We start from the raw sequence: 16,993 nt of genomic DNA, 5'->3' as shown, positions 1-16,993 counted from the left end.
ACTCGTCTGCGCTACAACCCTGTGCAGACTGTCCAGAGGCAGTATAGGAAGAGGTGTTTAAGCCTTCCTGAATAATGGCATATTGATTTCTACCATTTGGTTATCGTTTCAATCGCTGTCAGGAATATTGCTTTCCCTGTGGGAGCGGGCCCCGCGCCCTCACGGGCGGCGGGGCCTGATCTTTCTTAGCCAGCCACCAGCACGCGAATGGCTTCCAGGCGCAGGGCGGCCTTCTCCAGCATCGCCAGGCCATCTTCGCGCTGCTTGCGCAAGGCGTCGATTTCGCTGTCACGCACACTCGGGTTGACCGCTTGCAGCGCTACCAGGCGCGCCAGCTCTTCGTCGGCCTCGGCTGCGAGGCGGCGCTGGGCTTCGGCCACGCGCTCGACGTGGTTTGGCAGAATTTTCTGCTCGCCGCCGCTGATATGCTTGGCCAGTACATCGCGCTGGGCCTGGACGAACTTGTTGGCGCTGGCTCGCGGCACGCTTTCGAGCTGATCGTTGAGGGTTTCGAACGCCACGCGCGATGCCAGGTCGTTGCCGTTTGCATCGAGCAGGCAGCGCAACGCAGCCGGTGGCAGATAGCGGCCCAGTTGCAGGCTGCGGGGTGCCACCACCTCGCTCACGAACAGCAGCTCCAGCAGCACGGTACCCGGCTTCAGTGCTTTGTTCTTGATGAGGGCCACGGCGGTGTTGCCCATCGAACCGGACAGCACCAGGTCCATGCCGCCCTGCACCATCGGGTGTTCCCAGGTGAGGAACTGCATGTCCTCGCGAGACAGCGCCTGCACACGGTCGTAGGTGATGGTTACGCCTTCGTCGTCGCCCAGCGGGAAGCTGGCGTCGAGCATCTTCTCGCTCGGTTTGAGAATCAGGGCGTTTTCGGAATGGTCCTCGCTGTCGATACCGAAGGCGTCGAACAGGGTTTCCATGTAAATCGGCAGGGCGAATTGGTCGTCCTGTTCAAGAATGGCCTCCACCAGCGCTTCGCCCTCACCGGCGCCGCCAGAATTCAGCTCCAGCAGGCGATCCCGGCCGGTGTGCAGTTCGGCTTCCAGGCGCTCGCGCTCGCCGCGTGCGTCTGCCACCAGGGCCTCCCAGGCCTTGCTTTCACCACCTTCGAGCAGCGGCAGCAGGCGTGGGCCGAACTGGTGTTGCAGGGCATTGCCGGTCGGGCAGGTATTCAGGAAGGCGTTGAGGCCCTCGTGGTACCACTGGAACAGGCGTTCTTGCGGGCTGTCCTGCAGGTACGGCACATGCAGCTGGATGGTGTGCTTCTGGCCGATCCGGTCGAGGCGGCCGATGCGCTGCTCCAGCAGGTCCGGGTGTGCCGGCAGGTCGAACATCACCAGATGGTGCGAAAACTGGAAGTTGCGGCCTTCACTGCCGATCTCGGAACAGATCAGCACTTGGGCGCCGAATTCTTCATCGGCGAAGTAGGCGGCGGCCCGGTCACGCTCGAGGATGCTCATGCCTTCATGGAACACCGAGGCCGGAATGCCGGAGCGCACGCGCAAGGCGTCTTCCAGGTCCATGGCGGTTTCAGCGTGGGCACAGATCACCAGTACCTTGGTGCGTTTGAGCATCTTCAAGGTGTCGATCAGCCAGTCGACCCGGGGGTCGAAACGCCACCAGCGCTGGTCGTCGGCCACGTCACCCTGGGCCTGGAAGGCAACTTCCGGGTACAGCTCTGCTCTCTCGCCTGCTGGCAGGTCGCGGTATTGCTCGGGCATGGCCACCGGGTAAGGGTGCAACTGACGCTCAGGGAAGCCTTGGACCGCCGCGCGGGTGTTACGGAACAGCACGCGGCCAGTGCCGTGGCGGTCGAGCAGTTCGCGGATGAGGCGCGCGCTGGCCTGGGTGTCGCCATCGCTGACCGCGGCCAGAAGGGCTTCGCCCTCGGCGCCCAGGAAGCCCTGGATGGTGGCGTGGGCCTTGGGCGACAGGCGGCCTTCGTCAAGCAGTTCCTGCACGGCTTCGGCCACCGGGCGGTAGTGCTCGCTCTCGGCGCGGAAGGCGGCGAGGTCGTGGAAGCGGTTGGGGTCGAGCAGGCGCAGGCGGGCGAAGTGGCTGTCCTGGCCGAGCTGCTCGGGGGTGGCGGTGAGCAGCAGCACGCCCGGAATTACCTGGGACAGTTGCTCGACCAGGCCGTATTCGGCGCTGACCTGGTCTTCGTGCCAGACCAGGTGGTGGGCTTCGTCGACCACCATCAGGTCCCAGCCGGCGGCAAACAGCGCGTCCTGGGCCTTTTCGTCGTCGACCAGCCATTCCAGGGCAACCAGCGCCAGTTGGGCGTCTTCGAACGGGTTGCTGGCATCGCTTTCGATGAAGCGCTCGGCGTCGAACAGTGCCACCTGCAGGTTGAAGCGACGGCGCATTTCCACCAGCCACTGGTGCTGGAGGTTTTCCGGCACCAGGATCAGTACACGGCTGGCGCGGCCCGACAGCAGCTGGCGATGAATGACCAGGCCGGCCTCGATGGTTTTACCCAAGCCCACTTCGTCGGCCAACAATACCCGTGGCGCGCTGCGGTCGGCGACTTCGCGGGCGATGTGCAACTGGTGGGCGATGGGTTGCGCGCGGCAACCGCCCAGGCCCCATAGTGGCGACTGCATCTGCTTGCTGGTGTGCTGCAGAGTGTTGTAGCGCAAGCTGAACCACGACAGCGGGTCGATCTGCCCGGCGAACAGGCGATCGCTGGCCAGGCGGAACTGGATGAAGTTGGACAGCTGGGTCTCCGGCAAGGTACGCGGCTGGTTTTGCCCGTCCAGGCCGTGGTAGACCATCAGCCCGTCGATGTCCTCGACCTCACGTACGGTGAGCTTCCATCCTTCGAAGTGGGTGATCTGGTCACCTGGCGAGAAGCGCACGCGGGTCAGCGGCGCATTGCGCAGGGAATACTGGCGGGTGTCGCCAGTGGCCGGATAGAGCACGGTCAACAGGCGGCCATCCTGCGCCAGGATGGTACCCAGGCCGAGCTCTGCTTCGCTGTCGCTGATCCAGCGTTGCCCCGGTTGATACTGCTGCGCCATACTGCCTGAACTCCCGCGATGAAAAAGCCGATTATGTTAACGGATCGGCCGGTCAGACCAAAGTGCCGAGCGCACCGAAAGCATTCGAAAGCACAGTCTAGCCGTTTCATCGCCCTGTACTGCGCCGCCGACGAGGGCCACGGATCAACATGTCTGCCAAGCATTGCTGGATCAGCACCTCGATGGCCTTGGGCAGCCTGTTGCTGCTGAGCGCCTGCGAGCAGAACAACTTCGAGCCTTTGCCCCCCATTCCAATGGAACAGCTTGAGGTACTGGGCGTGCAGACGCCAATCAAGAGCGTGCATTTTCGTGACCGCGATGGCGAAGGCTTGCTGGTGTTGAGCCGCAGCGACGGCCAGGCCAGCGACCCCGAAAGCGAGCAGGAAGTGGACAAGGTGGTACTCAACGCCACCTTGTACGGGCGTGCAGCCGAAAGCGATGCCTTCAAGGCGCGCTGGCAGATCGAACAGGAAACCACTTGCCCGGGGCTGGACCTGGATGTGGACTTCTATAATGACGTAAGTGATGTCAGCGACCTGAACAAGGACGGTGTAGCCGAGGTGACAGTGGCGAGCCATGCCTTCTGTGGTGGCGGTATCGACCCCCACGACATTGCCATCGAGATGCGCGAAGGGCAGGCGAGCTACACCATTACCGGCCAGTCGCTGATCACCCCGGCGGGCGAGGAACCGGTTGGCGGCGAGCGCGACGACAGCGCCTCGCTGAAAGCCGCGCCGCAGGTATTGCGCGATCATATGGATGCAGTCTGGCAGCAGGTCTACAAGCGGCCGTGGAGTGAAGCCAGCCCGCCCAGCGATGACGACCTTGACGACGAAGCCGAGTAAATGTTGTCCAAGACTTCAAGGTAAACCCGCGCCTGCCGATACAGAGGGTATAGGAGAACGTCCATGCTGCCGCCGCTCATTCCGCTCAGTGCCGCTCCGGTGACCTCGCAACAGGACCCGGTCAAGCCAACCCCCGACATCAAACCGGTGGTGCCGACGCAGCCTGCGTCCGGCGAAAGTGCCATTGACCTCAAGCAGCAGCGCGACCCGCAGGAGCAGGCATTGCTGCTGCGCGATGAGCAGCGGCGCCAGCAGCAACGCCGACAACAGGGTGACCAAGGGCGCTACCAACCCGTGCCCGGTGACGAGGTCAACGCCGACAACACCGTGCCGGTGGCCCCTTTGATGGGCGAGAATGTACGCCAGGGGCTGCTGGTGGACATCGAAGTCTGACGAGGGGCTGGTCAGCGCCGGCGCCTGGCTTCATCATGCAAGCCTCAGTTGATCGTCGAGCCCACCCATGAGCCAAGACAACCTCATCGATTTCGATGCCGAACGCGCCAAGCGCGTCCATGACCTGAAGGAAAAGCGCCTGAACGAAATGCGCAATGCATTCGAACAGGCCCTGCCGTTGGGCGCCAGCAAGAAAAAGAAACCCAAGGGCAAGCCGAAAAAGCGCTGAAACTTGACGCAAGTCAACCCTGCACCCGCCTCGCGTGCCCGGTCCCGGGCACCATTGACCTCGATCAATTTCCCCACTCGCCGCATTGGTTAACTTGCTCCCATCGGACAACGGCAAACGAATGGGGAGGCCAACATGTTCTTCGACAATGTGGTTATCGCCGGTGTGGTAACGGTCGGCCTGATGGTCGCTTTCTTTGCCGGTCTGGGCATTTTCATCTGGAAGGACTCGAACAAGCGCAAGCCGCGCTGACCTTCTGGGTATACGAGCACGCAAGGCATTTAGGGCGACTTCGGTCGCCCATTTTTTTTGCCTCAGATTCCTGTGATGCTTACGCTTAGATAAAGATGATTAGCTAGCTAATTATTCATTTACGCTTTATCCTGCTCACCATTGTCTATCTTTTCAGTAAGATCATTCCCCGCAAGGTCCGCCGAGTGCCCATCACCTTCCAGGCCCTGTTCGCCCCCAGCAGCCTCGCCCTCAAGTTCGCCATCAAGACCCTGCTTGGTGGCGGCCTGGCGCTCTGGCTGGCGATGCGCTGGGGCCTGGAACAACCGTCGTGGGCTTTGATGACCGCCTTCATCGTCGCCCAGCCTCTATCTGGCATGGTGGTTCAAAAGGGCCTGGCGCGGTTGGCCGGCACCTTGGTCGGCACCGCCATGTCGGTGCTGTTCATCGGCCTGTTCGCCCAGACCCCTTGGCTGTTCCTGCTCACTCTGGCCTTGTGGCTGGCGCTGTGCACCGCCGCGTCCACCCAGTTGCGCAGCGCCTGGGCATACGCCTTCGTACTGGCCGGCTATACCGCGGCGATCATCGCGTTGCCGGCAATCGACCACCCGCTCCAGGTATTCGACCAGGCCGTAGCCCGTTGCACCGAGATCTGCCTGGGAATTTTCTGCGCCACGGCCAGCAGTGCCTTGCTCTGGCCGATGCGGGTCGAACAGCAACTGGGTGGGCAGGCGCGGCAGGCCTGGCAGAACGGCCTGCAGGCCGCCAGTGCCATGCTGGGCGGCGAAGACGAGGCGCGCAAGGGCTTGCTGGAGAGCCTGGGACGTATCGTTGCTATCGACAGCCAGCGCGAACATGCCTGGTTCGAAGGCAGTCGCGGTCGCCAGCGTGCGCGCGGCATTCGCGGCCTGAGCCAGAAACTGATGGTGCTGTTGCGTATTTCCAGGTCGGTGCGCCGCCAATGGCGGCAGCTGGATGAGCGCGAGGCCGAGCACCTTGCGCCTTGGTTGCAGCAAGTGCGTACGTCGCTGGGCAACCCCGATCAGCCCAGCCTGTTGTTGCTGCGCCAGCGCATCTGGGATGCCGCTCACGATGAGCGGATCAGTTCGGCCGAACACTTCTGCCTGGCGCGCATGGCCTTGCTGCTGGACTACGCCATGGCCGCCGGCCAGGCGCTGGAGGATGTCGAAGCGGGCAGGGCGCCGAAGGATGTAGCCCAGGGTCTGGCGGTGCACCGTGACTGGTCATTGGCGTTGCTGTTCGGTTCGCGGAGTGCGCTGGCTTTTCTGGTGATGAGTGGTTTCTGGCTGGCCACCGCCTGGCCTTCTGCACCGGGTGGCCTGGTGCTGACCTGCGTGGTCTGCAGCTTGTTCGCCAGCCGGGAGAACGGCGCGCAGATTGGCCTTAGTTTCTTGCGCGGGATCTTTCTGGCGATTCCCGCGGCGTTTCTGGTCGGGCAGATTCTGCTGCCGCAATGGAGCAGCTTCGCCATGCTCTGCCTAGGCATGGGGGTGCCGCTGTTTTTCGGCGCCTTGGGCATGGCCCACCCGCGTACCGGTGCCACTGCCACCTCCTATTGCCTGCATTTCATCGTGCTGGTGTCGCCACTGAACGCCATGCAGTTCGGCGTGGCGACCATGCTGAACAGCGCACTGGCCATGTTGGTAGGCGTGTCGGCGGCGGTCATGGCCTTCCGTTTGTTGGTGTTCCGCCACCCGGCCTGGCTGGGCCGACGCCTGCGTGCCGCCACCCAGAGCGATCTGGTGCGCCTGACCCGGCGTGACCTGCGCGGGGCCGATACCTGGTTTGGCGGGCGTATGGCCGACCGCCTGATGCAACTGGCGCGACATGCCAGTGAATTACCGCAAGGCGAACGCAAGCGCTGGGATGATGGCCTGCATGGGCTGGATATCGGCGACGAACTGGTCCACCTGCGCATGTGTCTGGCGGTCGCCCAGGCCCCCTTGGGGCAAGCCGAACGTGAGTACTTGCAACAGGTGGAAGCGGTACTGGCCAAAGGGCCGGCGGCCGGCCGTGGGCAGCGCCTTGACAGTGCCAGTGAACAGTTCATTGCCGCCTTGCGCCGCTTGCCTGCCAGCGACCCGCTGCGTTTGGCAGAGGGTGCGGTGCTGCAATTGCAGAAAAGCTGGGGCAAATGGTGCCGCTGGCAGGAGGAAGCCCATGGGGTTGCGTGAGTGGGCAGTGGGCGGCGTGCTGCTCAGCCCGTTTCTACTTTATGTGTTACTGGCGCTAGCGCTGACCGGCCTGCTGCGCTTGCTGGTCCAGGCCACGCCGCTGGGGCGGTGGATCTGGCATGAAGCGCTGTTCGATGCGGCGCTGTTCGTTTGTGTGTTGTTCCTGGTGGTACGCCTGCTGGGAGCTTTATAAAGGAGTGTTTCGATGCGTGCGGCCGTACGTACTCTGGTAACCCTGTGCGTGGTGGCCCTGGCCGTGTTGGCCGGCTATCAGCTGTGGCAGTACTACATGCTTACACCCTGGACACGCGATGCCCGCGTGCGCGCCGATGTGGTGGTAATTGCCCCTGACGTTTCGGGGTGGGTGCGCGAGCTAAAAGTGCACGACAACCAGCAGGTCAAGGCGGGCGACCTATTGATGAGCATCGACCGCGAGCGCTTCCAGGCAGCATTCGACCAGGCCAGCGCGGTGACCGAAACACGGGCGCAGCAACTGCGCTTGCGTGAGCGTGAAGCGGCCAGGCGTACCGCCCTTGGGCCGGAGGCGATCAGTGCCGAACTGCGTGAAAATGCCCAGATCAATGCTGCGATTGCCCGGGGTGAGCTGCATGAGGCCGAGGCCCAGCTGCAGGTAGCGAAGATCAACCTGGCGCGCAGCGAGGTGCGTGCTCCACGCAGTGGGCACATCACCAACCTGCGCTTGGCCGAAGGCAACTACGTCAACACTGGGGAGTCGGTGATGGCCTTGGTGGATGATTCAACCTTCTATATCCAGGCCTACTTCGAAGAAACCAAGTTGCCGCGCATCCGCGTAGGCGACACGGTGAAAGTCTGGCTGATGGGGGCGGGCGAACCGATGCAGGGGCATGTGGAAAGCATCAGTCGCGGCATCACCGACCGCAACAGCAACCCCGACAGCCAGTTGCTGCCGGAAGTGGAGCCGACCTTCAACTGGGTGCGACTGGCACAGCGCATACCGGTGAGGATTCGCCTGGACCAGGTGCCGGAAGGCGTGGTCCTGAGTGCCGGCATGACCGCGAGCGTGCAGGTGCATGAGGATGCGGATCGGCAGTGAGGGCCCTGGGGCCGCAACGCGGCCCCACCCTTTCAAAGTTAGAGGAACATGCCGCCTGAAACCTCCAGCCGCTGCCCGGTAATCCAGCCGTTACCGTCTTCCAGCAACAACGCAATTGCTGCCCCTATATCATCTGGCAAACCTACCCGGCCCAGCGCGGTATTGCCGGCGATGTAATCATTCACCTGCTGGTTATCCCGCACCACGCCACCACCAAAATCGGTCTCGATCGCTCCGGGTGCCAGAATGTTCACCCGAATGCCGCGTGGCCCCAGCTCCTTGGCCTGGTAACGGGTCAGCACCTCCATCGCACCCTTCATCGCCGCATAGGCGGCGTAGCCCGGCAGGGCAAAGCGCGCCAGACCCGTGGAGATGTTGACGATGCGGCCATTGTCCACCAACAGCGGCAGCAGGCGCTGTGTGAGGAAGAACGGCCCTTTCAGCTGAATGTTCAGCAACTGGTCGAACTGCGCTTCGCTGGTTTCAACATATGGCACGTTCAGCCCGATCCCGGCATTGTTCACCAGAAAGTCAAAGCGCTCGCGCCCAAAGTGCTGCTGCAGGGTGCTGCCCAGGCGCTCGGCGAAGCTGGCAAAACTGCTGCTGTCGCTGACGTCCAGTTGCAACATGGCTGCCTTGACCCCGGCCTGCTCCAGCCGGGTCGCCACGCGCTGCGCTTCGTCCGCCTTGCTATGGTAGGTACCCACGACATCGATACCGCGTGCAGCCAGGTGTTCGGCTGCGTTGCGGCCAAGGCCGCGGCTGGCGCCAGTGATCAGGGCAATTTTGCGAGTCATGGTGAAAGCCTCGTGTTGGGGAGTCAGCACAGGTTATTGGTCGTGCCGGTGCTGTTAAATCCGGTAAATATGGAAATACTGTTCGTTAAAACCGGATAGTCGAGGCCGTCAGTGAACAAGCTGGAGTTGTTGCGCACCTTTGTGCGAGTCAGTGAGGTCAGCAGTTTTACCCTGGCCGCCGAGAGCCTGGGGCTGCCACGTTCAACGGTGTCGGAGCAGGTGAGGGCGCTGGAACGCCTGTTGGGTACGCGGTTGTTCAACCGCACCACCCGCCGTGTGCAAGCGACCCAGGATGGCGCCTTGTTGTACGAGCGGAGCAAGGACCTGTTGTCTGGCATGGACGAGATCGAGAGCCTGTTCAGTGCCGACGATGCTGAACTGGCCGGGCGCCTGCGTATCGACCTGCCGACCATGATGGCGCGACGGGTGATCATTCCGATGCTCCCGCAGTTTCTGCAGCGCTTTCCACGGCTGGAAGTGGAACTCAGTTGCACCGACCGCCAGGTCGACCTGCTGCGCGAAGGTTTCGACTGTGTCATGCGCATCGGCGCCTTGCATGACCTGGATGTGGTGGCACGCCCGGTCGGGCAACTGAGCATGCTCAACTGTGCAAGCCCTGGCTATCTGGCCCGCTATGGGATACCCCATGCCTTGCAGGACCTGGCAGGGCACCAACTGGTGCATTACGTGCGCACGCTGGGTGCGCGCAGTGCCGGGTTCGAGTACCTGCTGGGGGGTGAGGTGCGGTACCAGGCCATGGCCGGCGTGGTCACGGTCAACAACGCCGAAGCCTACTCGGCGGCATGCCTGGCGGGGCTGGGGTTGATCCAGGCCCCGGCGGTGGGGGTGGCCGGGCACCTTCAGCGCGGCGAGTTGGTTTCTGTGCTGGAAGACTGGCAAGCGCCGGCCATGCCGGTATCGCTGCTGTATGCCCGGCAGCGGCATGTGCCACGCCGGGTGCAGGCATTCATGCAGTGGTTGGCCGAAGTGCTGCGTAGCCAGGTCGATGCAGCGGCGTGCAATTGAGCAAAGTCATGGCGCGTGGTTGACCACTTGCATTAGGCTGGCCGTTGCGAGTTGCCCGGCAGAGGCAACCCTTACCGCCCGGCGTGCGTATCTTCCGAATTCATTGCGAGGTTACGTCATGGCCATCACGTCCCAGGACATCTGCAACGCCGCCAACCAGCTCAAGGGTTTTGTCGGTTTTCACGGCAAGCGCGGCGTGCATATCGTGCGCTTTTCAGAGGATTCGTTCGGCATGGATGTGGCCGACGCCAGCATCACCCCTTGTAGCGAATTTGTCTGGCGGCCCGGGCAAGGTGCGCGAATGGCGCTGTGCCGGGAACGGCTGGCGTTGTTGCTGGAGCAGCATGTGGATGACCGCCTGAATATCGGCGAGCCGCTGCGTGCCTACTTGCGTCGCCGTGACCTGCCGGAGATCGTGGCCGAGCGCAGGCTTCAGCAGTCTGGCTGAGGGCCTGTTGGGGCGGGTCTGACCGCGAACGATTCAAGTGGCGAGATGGCATTTGCGGGCCAGCCCGTACCTACAGAGGGCGCGCGCTGCTTCGGGCGGGGTCCTGCAACAACGCCACCACCCCCGCACTGTCCAGCGGCCGGCTCAGGTAATAGCCCTGCACCTCATGGCAGCGATCCTTCTCTAGCGCCTTGAGCTGTTGTTCGCTTTCTACGCCTTCGGCCGTCACGGTCAGGCCCATCGCCTCACCCAGGTTGATGATGGCCTGGACCACGGCGCGGTCGCTGCCGCCGTTGTTGTTGAGGCCGCTGATGAAACGCTTGTCGATCTTGATGCTGTCGAAGGGGTAAGTGCGCAGGTAGCCCAGCGATGAATAACCGGTGCCGAAGTCGTCCATGTTCAGTCGCACGCCCAGTTCCTTGAGCGACAGCATGGTACCCAGCGCGCCTTCGATGTCGTTGAGCATCACGTTCTCGGTAATTTCCAGTTCCAGGCGCTGGGCCGGGAACGCCGTGTCCAGCAGTATTTCGCGCACATCCGCTACCACGTCGCTGCGCAGGAACTGCGCAGGCGACAGGTTCACCGACACCAGAATGTCGGCGGGCCAGTCATGGGCGGTCCGGCAGGCCTCTCGCAGCACCCAGCGGCCCAGCGCGACAATGATGTCGCTCTGCTCGGCCAGCGGGATGAAGGTATCCGGGCCCAGCAAGCCTTCTTGCGGGTGCTGCCAGCGCAGCAAGGCTTCGACAGCGACGATACGCAGGTCACTCAGGCGGTAGCGCGGCTGGTAGTGCAGTTCGAACTCCTGATTGCGCAGGGCCCGGCGCAGGTCGTTCTCCAGCTGGCGGCGGTACTGGATCTGCTGGTTCATTTCGGCGGCGAAGTAGCGCCAGGTATTCTTGCCATCGGCCTTGGCCTGGTACAACGCAATGTCGGCGCAGCGGATCAGTTCGCCAGCATCGAAGCCCTGGGTACGCGTCTGGGCGACGCCAATGCTGGCGCCGACGTGCAGGGGCTGGCCGTCGAAGACGACAGGCTGCTGCAGCAGGCCGATCAGGCGCGCACAGAAGCGGTCGATTTCGCTGCGGTTGTCCATGCCACCCAGCACCAGGATGAACTCGTCGCCGCCCAGGCGCGCGACCAAGTCACCTTCGCGTGTGGTGTCGCGCAGGCGCGTTGCCACTTCCTGCAGCACGGCATCCCCGGCGGCATGGCCCAGTGAGTCGTTGATCGGCTTGAAGTTGTCCAGGTCCAGCAGTAGCAAGCTCAGTGGCGGCGAGTCGCTGCCTCGCAGCAGCGCCTGCTCCAGGTGCCTGGCGAGCTTGTTGCGGTTGGCCAGCCCGGTCAAGGGGTCGTGCAGCGACAGATGCTGGATGCGTGCGTGGGCATCGACTTCGTCGGTGATGTCACTGGCGGTACCGCGAAAACCTATGGGCTTGTCGTGGCGCCAGATGGCGCGGGCGGAGATCCGGCAGTAGCGGTTCTGGCCATTCTGGTCGCGGTAGGTGCAGCGCAAGTTGGCCAGCTGCTGCGGGTCGGCGCTGGCCAAGGCATCCAGCCACGGTGAGAGGGGTGTGGTATCGCAAGCCAGCAGCTGGTTGAGCGGGTGCCCCAGCCAGTTGTCGACCGGGTAGCCAGTGACGTTGGCAAAGCGCTGCGACAGGTAGGTCAGGCGTTGTTGCCGGTCGGTCTCCCATATCCAGTCCGAAGCCGACTCGGCCACTGCACGAAAGCGTTGCTCGCTGGCCTCCAGGGCCTGGTTGCTCTGTTGCAGGTGCGAAAGCGTGAGGCCAACCGCTCGCGAGCTGCGCAGGGCATGGCGGAACAGGTACAGCATGATCAGGCCGAGGATCAGCAGTGCACTCAGTAGCGGCGGCAATACGGCATGCAGCAACTGGCGGCCCGGCAGCGGGCTGCTCCAGGACAAATGATAGCCGGTGTCGCCCAGGTCGATGCGCTGATGCCCGTGTTCACCCCTATCATCCTTTTCCACGTGCATACCGGTCAGGCCGGCGCCACTGCTCAGGCGTGCCAGCTTGTCATCGGTGAGCTGGTCGACGAACAGCATCACCGGCGCCTGGCGCACTTCGCTGTCGGTCACCTCCCGGTCAGGGCGCACGGCTGCAGCGCTGAGCACGGCCGGCCAGCCATTGAACAGGACGAACTGGGTGATTTGCTCGCGTGGTATCGCGGCAGCCCGAGCCTGATCGATGATCGGCTGCAGGGCTGCATCGATGTAGGTGTTCGCCGCCGCCTGGCTGGGTTGGCCTTTGAACAGGGCGTAGGTCGTGCGGGAATCCTCCACCACGAACACCCCTTCATAGCCACTGGCGCTGTAGAGCGACTCGCCGACGTTTTTCTCGTCATAGGCCCATTTCCAGTCGGCCTGGCCAGCCAAATGTTCGAAGGCTGCGTCCCACACCGCATAACTGGACAGGAACTGCCGCGAGGCGAGCAGCCGTTGTTCCAGGGCTTGGGTAGCCTGAAAGGTACTGCGCTGGCGCTCCTGCTGGTCAAGGGTGCTGGCGATGTTGAACAGGGCGCCGAGTATGGTCAGGCAGGCCAGGCCGAACACAGCACTGAACCCCACAATGAGGTGGCGCACCTGAAATCTGGGTGTGGGGCTGGCGGTTGGAAGCTTGGCGGTCCTGGCCATGCGCGAGCGGCTCCTTCAGGCAACCTCCCGCCAGGCAGTCAGGCAGTAGGTTCAATCAGGATAGGCCAGCCTGAGCGTGGCAGCTTCACCGCGGGCGAAATTGACCTGATCGCGGCCGGCGTGCTTGGCGGTGTATAGCGCCTTGTCCGCTTGCTCCAGCCAATGCTCGGGGGATTGCAACCCGGCTTCGAATGGTGACAGGCCGATACTCAGGCTGATGCGCAGATGCGGCATTTGTGGGTTGCGGTAGCTCGAAACCCGTTCGCGCAGGCGTTCCATGGCTTGGCAGGCCTGGGCTTCGCTGGTATCGGGCAGAATCACGCAGAACTCGTCGCCACCATAACGCCCGGCCTGGTCGGCCTCGCGCAGGCTGCGCCGCAGTTCGCTGCTGAGCTGGCGTAGGACACAGTCACCGACTACGTGGCCATAGGTGTCGTTGATGGTCTTGAAATGGTCGATGTCGATCAGGGCAATCACCGCATGCCCCTGCTGCTGTCTACATGCCTGGAACTTCAGCAGCAGCAGGTCTTTCCAGGCCCCGTGGTTGAGCAGCCCGGTCAGGCTGTCGGTTAGGCTCAGGGCACTTAACCGGCGTTTGTGATCGCCCAGCTTGATCGCCAGCTGGTAGCACACCCAGCCAAGGGCCAGCGGGTACAGCGTCAGCATGGGCAGGCAGGCATACACCTGCAGCGGTGTGGCAGCAAATTGCAGGCCGGGCCCTAGCAGCACGATGGCGACCAGCATGCCGGCCAGCTGCGCCAACACTCCGCGAAAGACCATGCGCTTGCCGCCTGCGGCGACGTTGTTCATGGTCATCATCGACAGCACGGTAACGCTGGGTAGCGGGTTGAAGTGCATGGCGGCTGTCCAGAATCCGCCCATCAGCGAGTCCAGCAGCAGGTTGCGCTGTTCTGCCTGGTACGGCGTTGCCGAGCGGGTAGCCCAGAGAAAGGCAATGTGTGGCCACAAAAGCCCATTGAACAGCAGCAGTAGCCACGCCCAGATGGGGGGCGCCAGTGGGGCAATGGCCGCCATGACACTGAACATGCCGATGCCCAGGCCGATGATGCGGGGCAAGTAGATGCGCTTGACGAATGAAAGGCCTTTGCCGCTGCGGTTGTCCATCATGGTCGTATTCTTCTGCCGGGTACCGTTTATCGCATAACTTGCATGAATATTGTTGAACAGTGTTTCATCGACGAAAAATGACCTTGCAAGCCAATTCACGGTTGATCCGGTCACTGTGGGGTAACATGAAGGCTTTTCTGATGCTCGGAGTGTTGCTGATGGTTCCTTTGACCAATGCCGCCGGCGAGCCGGCGCCACAGCGGGACGGGCGTTTTCACAACCAGACGTTGCTGCCCCAGGATGGCGTGTTGAAGAAGCTGCGCATCGGGCTCAAATACCTGTTTCTGCGCAAGCCGCCGGAAACCCGCCCGGCCACCCCGATCAGCGTGCAACCGATGACCCGTCAGCAACTGCTCGACGCACCCGATCACAGCTTGTGGCGTTTGGGGCACTCCACAGTATTGTTGAAGTTGCGCGGGCGCTTCTTCATCACCGACCCGGTGTTCGCCGAGCGCGCCTCTCCGGTGCAGTGGGCTGGCCCGCAACGCTTTCATGCGCCACCGCTGGGGCTGGACCAGTTGCCGCCGCTGGCGGCGGTGGTGTTGTCGCACGATCACTTCGACCATCTGGACGAGCAGGCGATACGTCAGTTGGCGTCGCGCACTGGCGTTTTCCTGGCGCCGCTGGGGGTAGGCGACCTGCTGACACGTTGGGGTGTAGAGCCGGCAAAGGTACGTCAACTGGACTGGTGGCAAGAGAGCGACGTGGAGGGCGTGCGCTTCGTCGCTACCCCGGCACAGCATTTTTCCGGGCGTGGCTTGCTGGACAGCAACCGCACGCTATGGGCGTCATGGGTGATCCTCGACGAGGGGCTGCGGGTGTTCTTCAGTGGCGATACTGGCTATTTCGATGGCTTCAAGCACATAGGCGAACGCTTCGGCCCATTTGACCTGACCCTGATCGAGACCGGTGCCTACAACGCTGCCTGGCCTGACGTGCACATGCAGCCGGAGCAGAGCCTGCAGGCTCACCTGGACTTGCGTGGGCGCTGGATGCTGCCGATTCACAATGGCACCTTCGACCTGTCCATCCACGGCTGGCAGGAGCCCTTCGAGCGCATTCTGGCCCTGGCCACCCAGGCCCAGGTGCGCCTGAGCACGCCGCAGATGGGGGAGCGGGTCAGTCTCGACTCGCCCCATGCCGGGCAGAACTGGTGGCAGCCGCGGCCTGTGCGTCAGCGCGGCCAAGGGCGTGAGCGAACGATAGCGGCGCGCTGAGCATCATTCACTGTCGTTGGTTCTTTGTCTGGGCGGGGCCTGGTCGTCCTTTAATAGCCGCGAGGGCGGCTTGCCACTGTCACTGCGTACTTGTGCATGGCTGATCAAGCCGAAGATAAAGCTGCCGCCGATGATGTTGCCCGCCAGTGTCGGCAGGGCAAATTCCAGCCAGAAGCTGCGCCAGGTTTCATCGCCTGCCCAGACCAGATAGGACACTTCCACTGAGCCCACTACTATATGAGTGAAATCGCCGAGGGCCATCAGGTAGGTGATCATCAGGATGATCCAGATCTTGGCGTGTTCCATGGACGGGATCATCCAGACCATGGTGGCAATCATCCAGCCCGACACGATGCCTTTTGCGAACATCTGGCTGATGTCATTCTTCATGACCTTACGGCCGACCTCCAGGAAGGCCACATCGGTCTTGCTGTCGAAGATCGGCAATTCCAGCATTACCCAGGCCACCAGCAGGGTACCGGCCAGGTTGCCGAACAGCACCACGCTCCACAACCGCAGCAGGCGCCCGAAGTTGGCCAGGGTAGGGCTGGTCATGACCGGCAGTACGGCAGTGAGGGTGTTTTCGGTGAACAGTTGCTGGCGGGCCAGAATCACCGCGAGAAAGCCCGCACTGTAGCCGATGCTGGCAACCACCTGGGCACCGTCGCCTTCCGGCAGGCGCGCGTAGAAAAGCCCCATGGCCATGAGTGACAGCCCCATGGACAAACCGGCGGCCAGTGCTGACCACCACAGCGCGGCGAGGGTACGTTCAAGCTCCTGATCGCCCTGATAGCGGATGATCTCGTGCAGCACTGCCGCCCGCGGCGGCTGATTGTGGCTGACTTCCTGCTCTTCATCCGCCGACAAGCCGGGGGTCTTCTCGCTCTGCGCATCGCTCATGGCCGCTACGCTCCGTAGGATTGTTTATCTACTGATCCGCGGCGCTTTCATTAGTTGCGGACGGGGAAGCGAAACGCTGTCGAAAACTTTTTTAGAACAGGGTGTTGACTCTGATTTCAAAGCGCGTATTATTCGCCTCCTCGCAGCGTTGAACGCTTCGAGGCAAGCGGTAAGTTGTTGAAGTTGTTAGCTTTCGGAAGAAAGCGGTGGTAAAAAACTTCAAAATAAACGCTTGACAGCAAATGAGGAAAGCGTAGAATGCGCGCCTCGGTTGAGACGAAAAGCTCTTAACCAAACGCTCTTTAACAAATCGAATCAAGCAATTCGTGTGGGTGCTTGTGAGTACGGACTGATAGTCAAAAAGATTATCAGCATCACAAGTGGCCATGCGAGAAATCACATAGTCATTTGAGATTGCTGAGCCAAGTTTAGGGTTTCTTAAAAACCCAAGCAGTATTGAACTGAAGAGTTTGATCATGGCTCAGATTGAACGCTGGCGGCAGGCCTAACACATGCAAGTCGAGCGGATGACGGGAGCTTGCTCCTTGATTCAGCGGCGGACGGGTGAGTAATGCCTAGGAATCTGCCTGGTAGTGGGGGACAACGTTTCGAAAGGAACGCTAATACCGCATACGTCCTACGGGAGAAAGCAGGGGACCTTCGGGCCTTGCGCTATCAGATGAGCCTAGGTCGGATTAGCTAGTTGGTGGGGTAATGGCTCACCAAGGCGACGATCCGTAACTGGTCTGAGAGGATGATCAGTCACACTGGAACTGAGACACGGTCCAGACTCCTACGGGAGGCAGCAGTGGGGAATATTG

Annotated in this window: 15 protein-coding genes and 1 rRNA gene; 11 read left to right on the top strand and 5 right to left on the bottom strand. The window is 62.3% G+C overall.

The annotated features are described in order from the left end of the window. Positions 1 to 185: 185 nt before the first annotated feature. Positions 186 to 3,032 (bottom strand): RNA polymerase-associated protein RapA, encoded by a 2,847-nt coding sequence (gene rapA, locus E8E68_RS14005; RefSeq protein WP_280342279.1) that lies wholly within the window; start codon positions 3,030 to 3,032, stop codon positions 186 to 188. Between the two features lie 149 nt (positions 3,033 to 3,181). Between rapA and E8E68_RS14000 the strand changes: the two genes are divergently transcribed. The 7 genes from E8E68_RS14000 (at position 3,182) to E8E68_RS13970 (ending at position 8,000) form a co-directional block, all read left to right on the top strand. Further along, positions 3,182 to 3,877, top strand: coding sequence for a hypothetical protein (locus tag E8E68_RS14000; protein WP_266028736.1), 696 nt, complete (start codon positions 3,182 to 3,184; stop codon positions 3,875 to 3,877). Positions 3,878 to 3,940: 63 nt separating this feature from the next. After that, entirely contained in the window at positions 3,941 to 4,270 is a 330-nt protein-coding gene (locus E8E68_RS13995; RefSeq protein WP_266028735.1) for an aspartate-semialdehyde dehydrogenase, read from the top strand. Positions 4,271 to 4,337: 67 nt separating this feature from the next. Next, positions 4,338 to 4,499 carry a hypothetical protein gene (locus E8E68_RS13990; protein WP_177410696.1) on the top strand — a complete coding sequence of 54 codons (162 nt, stop codon included), beginning with the start codon at positions 4,338 to 4,340 and terminating at the stop codon, positions 4,497 to 4,499. 135 nt (positions 4,500 to 4,634) lie between these two features. Beyond that, positions 4,635 to 4,751 (top strand): cytochrome c oxidase subunit CcoM, encoded by a 117-nt coding sequence (ccoM, locus tag E8E68_RS13985; protein ID WP_003254862.1) that lies wholly within the window; start codon positions 4,635 to 4,637, stop codon positions 4,749 to 4,751. 185 nt (positions 4,752 to 4,936) lie between these two features. Continuing rightward, positions 4,937 to 6,925 (top strand): FUSC family protein, encoded by a 1,989-nt coding sequence (locus tag E8E68_RS13980; RefSeq protein WP_266028734.1) that lies wholly within the window; start codon positions 4,937 to 4,939, stop codon positions 6,923 to 6,925. Next, the gene (locus E8E68_RS13975) at positions 6,912 to 7,118 is read left to right on the top strand and encodes a DUF1656 domain-containing protein (RefSeq protein WP_110742876.1); all 207 of its coding nucleotides are present in this window, start codon (positions 6,912 to 6,914) and stop codon (positions 7,116 to 7,118) included. Before E8E68_RS13980 ends, E8E68_RS13975 begins: the two co-directional genes overlap by 14 nt. Positions 7,119 to 7,130: 12 nt before the next feature. Continuing rightward, complete coding sequence (locus E8E68_RS13970; RefSeq protein ID WP_110742877.1) at positions 7,131 to 8,000, top strand: HlyD family secretion protein; 870 nt, start codon at positions 7,131 to 7,133, stop codon at positions 7,998 to 8,000. Between the two features lie 38 nt (positions 8,001 to 8,038). Here E8E68_RS13970 and E8E68_RS13965 read toward each other — a convergent pair whose 3' ends face one another. After that, positions 8,039 to 8,797 (bottom strand): SDR family oxidoreductase, encoded by a 759-nt coding sequence (locus E8E68_RS13965; RefSeq protein WP_266028732.1) that lies wholly within the window; start codon positions 8,795 to 8,797, stop codon positions 8,039 to 8,041. Positions 8,798 to 8,908: 111 nt separating this feature from the next. On the opposite strand from E8E68_RS13965, the gene E8E68_RS13960 reads away from it, so the two are divergent. Together E8E68_RS13960 and E8E68_RS13955 are read left to right on the top strand one after the other, a co-directional pair. Next, complete coding sequence (locus tag E8E68_RS13960) at positions 8,909 to 9,823, top strand: LysR family transcriptional regulator (RefSeq protein WP_280342263.1); 915 nt, start codon at positions 8,909 to 8,911, stop codon at positions 9,821 to 9,823. Between the two features lie 118 nt (positions 9,824 to 9,941). After that, entirely contained in the window at positions 9,942 to 10,271 is a 330-nt protein-coding gene (locus E8E68_RS13955) for a DUF2025 family protein (RefSeq protein WP_280342260.1), read from the top strand. 70 nt (positions 10,272 to 10,341) lie between these two features. Here E8E68_RS13955 and E8E68_RS13950 read toward each other — a convergent pair whose 3' ends face one another. Both E8E68_RS13950 and E8E68_RS13945 read right to left on the bottom strand, forming a co-directional pair. After that, complete coding sequence (locus tag E8E68_RS13950) at positions 10,342 to 12,927, bottom strand: EAL domain-containing protein (RefSeq protein ID WP_280342257.1); 2,586 nt, start codon at positions 12,925 to 12,927, stop codon at positions 10,342 to 10,344. Positions 12,928 to 12,978: 51 nt separating this feature from the next. Next, entirely contained in the window at positions 12,979 to 14,052 is a 1,074-nt protein-coding gene (locus E8E68_RS13945) for a diguanylate cyclase (protein ID WP_280342785.1), read from the bottom strand. A gap of 128 nt (positions 14,053 to 14,180) precedes the next feature. Between E8E68_RS13945 and E8E68_RS13940 the strand changes: the two genes are divergently transcribed. Continuing rightward, positions 14,181 to 15,272, top strand: coding sequence for an MBL fold metallo-hydrolase (locus tag E8E68_RS13940; RefSeq protein WP_266028727.1), 1,092 nt, complete (start codon positions 14,181 to 14,183; stop codon positions 15,270 to 15,272). Positions 15,273 to 15,275: 3 nt separating this feature from the next. Here E8E68_RS13940 and E8E68_RS13935 read toward each other — a convergent pair whose 3' ends face one another. Next, positions 15,276 to 16,172 carry a formate/nitrite transporter family protein gene (locus E8E68_RS13935; protein ID WP_266028726.1) on the bottom strand — a complete coding sequence of 299 codons (897 nt, stop codon included), beginning with the start codon at positions 16,170 to 16,172 and terminating at the stop codon, positions 15,276 to 15,278. A 458-nt stretch (positions 16,173 to 16,630) separates the two neighbouring features. Here E8E68_RS13935 and E8E68_RS13930 point away from each other — a divergent pair. Next, positions 16,631 to 16,993, top strand: a 16S ribosomal RNA gene (locus tag E8E68_RS13930); the annotation flags it as partial.

Origin of the sequence: Pseudomonas sp. BN607, from assembly GCF_029871175.1 — a bacterium.
Taxonomy (GTDB): domain Bacteria; phylum Pseudomonadota; class Gammaproteobacteria; order Pseudomonadales; family Pseudomonadaceae; genus Aquipseudomonas.
The sequence above is the reverse complement of the archived record's forward strand: the minus strand, read 5'-3'. Positions and strand labels throughout refer to the sequence as shown.

Excerpts from the sequence above, each read along its gene's own strand:
- rapA (WP_280342279.1), bottom strand. The coding sequence starts at position 3,032 with ATGGCGCAGCAGTATCAACCGGGGCAACGCTGGATCAGCGACAGCGAA.
- E8E68_RS14000 (WP_266028736.1), top strand. The coding sequence starts at position 3,182 with ATGTCTGCCAAGCATTGCTGGATCAGCACCTCGATGGCCTTGGGCAGC.
- E8E68_RS13995 (WP_266028735.1), top strand. The coding sequence starts at position 3,941 with ATGCTGCCGCCGCTCATTCCGCTCAGTGCCGCTCCGGTGACCTCGCAA.
- E8E68_RS13990 (WP_177410696.1), top strand. The coding sequence starts at position 4,338 with ATGAGCCAAGACAACCTCATCGATTTCGATGCCGAACGCGCCAAGCGC.
- ccoM (WP_003254862.1), top strand. The coding sequence starts at position 4,635 with ATGTTCTTCGACAATGTGGTTATCGCCGGTGTGGTAACGGTCGGCCTG.
- E8E68_RS13975 (WP_110742876.1), top strand. The coding sequence starts at position 6,912 with ATGGGGTTGCGTGAGTGGGCAGTGGGCGGCGTGCTGCTCAGCCCGTTT.
- E8E68_RS13970 (WP_110742877.1), top strand. The coding sequence starts at position 7,131 with ATGCGTGCGGCCGTACGTACTCTGGTAACCCTGTGCGTGGTGGCCCTG.
- E8E68_RS13965 (WP_266028732.1), bottom strand. The coding sequence starts at position 8,797 with ATGACTCGCAAAATTGCCCTGATCACTGGCGCCAGCCGCGGCCTTGGC.
- E8E68_RS13955 (WP_280342260.1), top strand. The coding sequence starts at position 9,942 with ATGGCCATCACGTCCCAGGACATCTGCAACGCCGCCAACCAGCTCAAG.
- E8E68_RS13950 (WP_280342257.1), bottom strand. The coding sequence starts at position 12,927 with ATGGCCAGGACCGCCAAGCTTCCAACCGCCAGCCCCACACCCAGATTT.
- E8E68_RS13945 (WP_280342785.1), bottom strand. The coding sequence starts at position 14,052 with ATGGACAACCGCAGCGGCAAAGGCCTTTCATTCGTCAAGCGCATCTAC.
- E8E68_RS13940 (WP_266028727.1), top strand. The coding sequence starts at position 14,181 with ATGAAGGCTTTTCTGATGCTCGGAGTGTTGCTGATGGTTCCTTTGACC.
- E8E68_RS13935 (WP_266028726.1), bottom strand. The coding sequence starts at position 16,172 with ATGAGCGATGCGCAGAGCGAGAAGACCCCCGGCTTGTCGGCGGATGAA.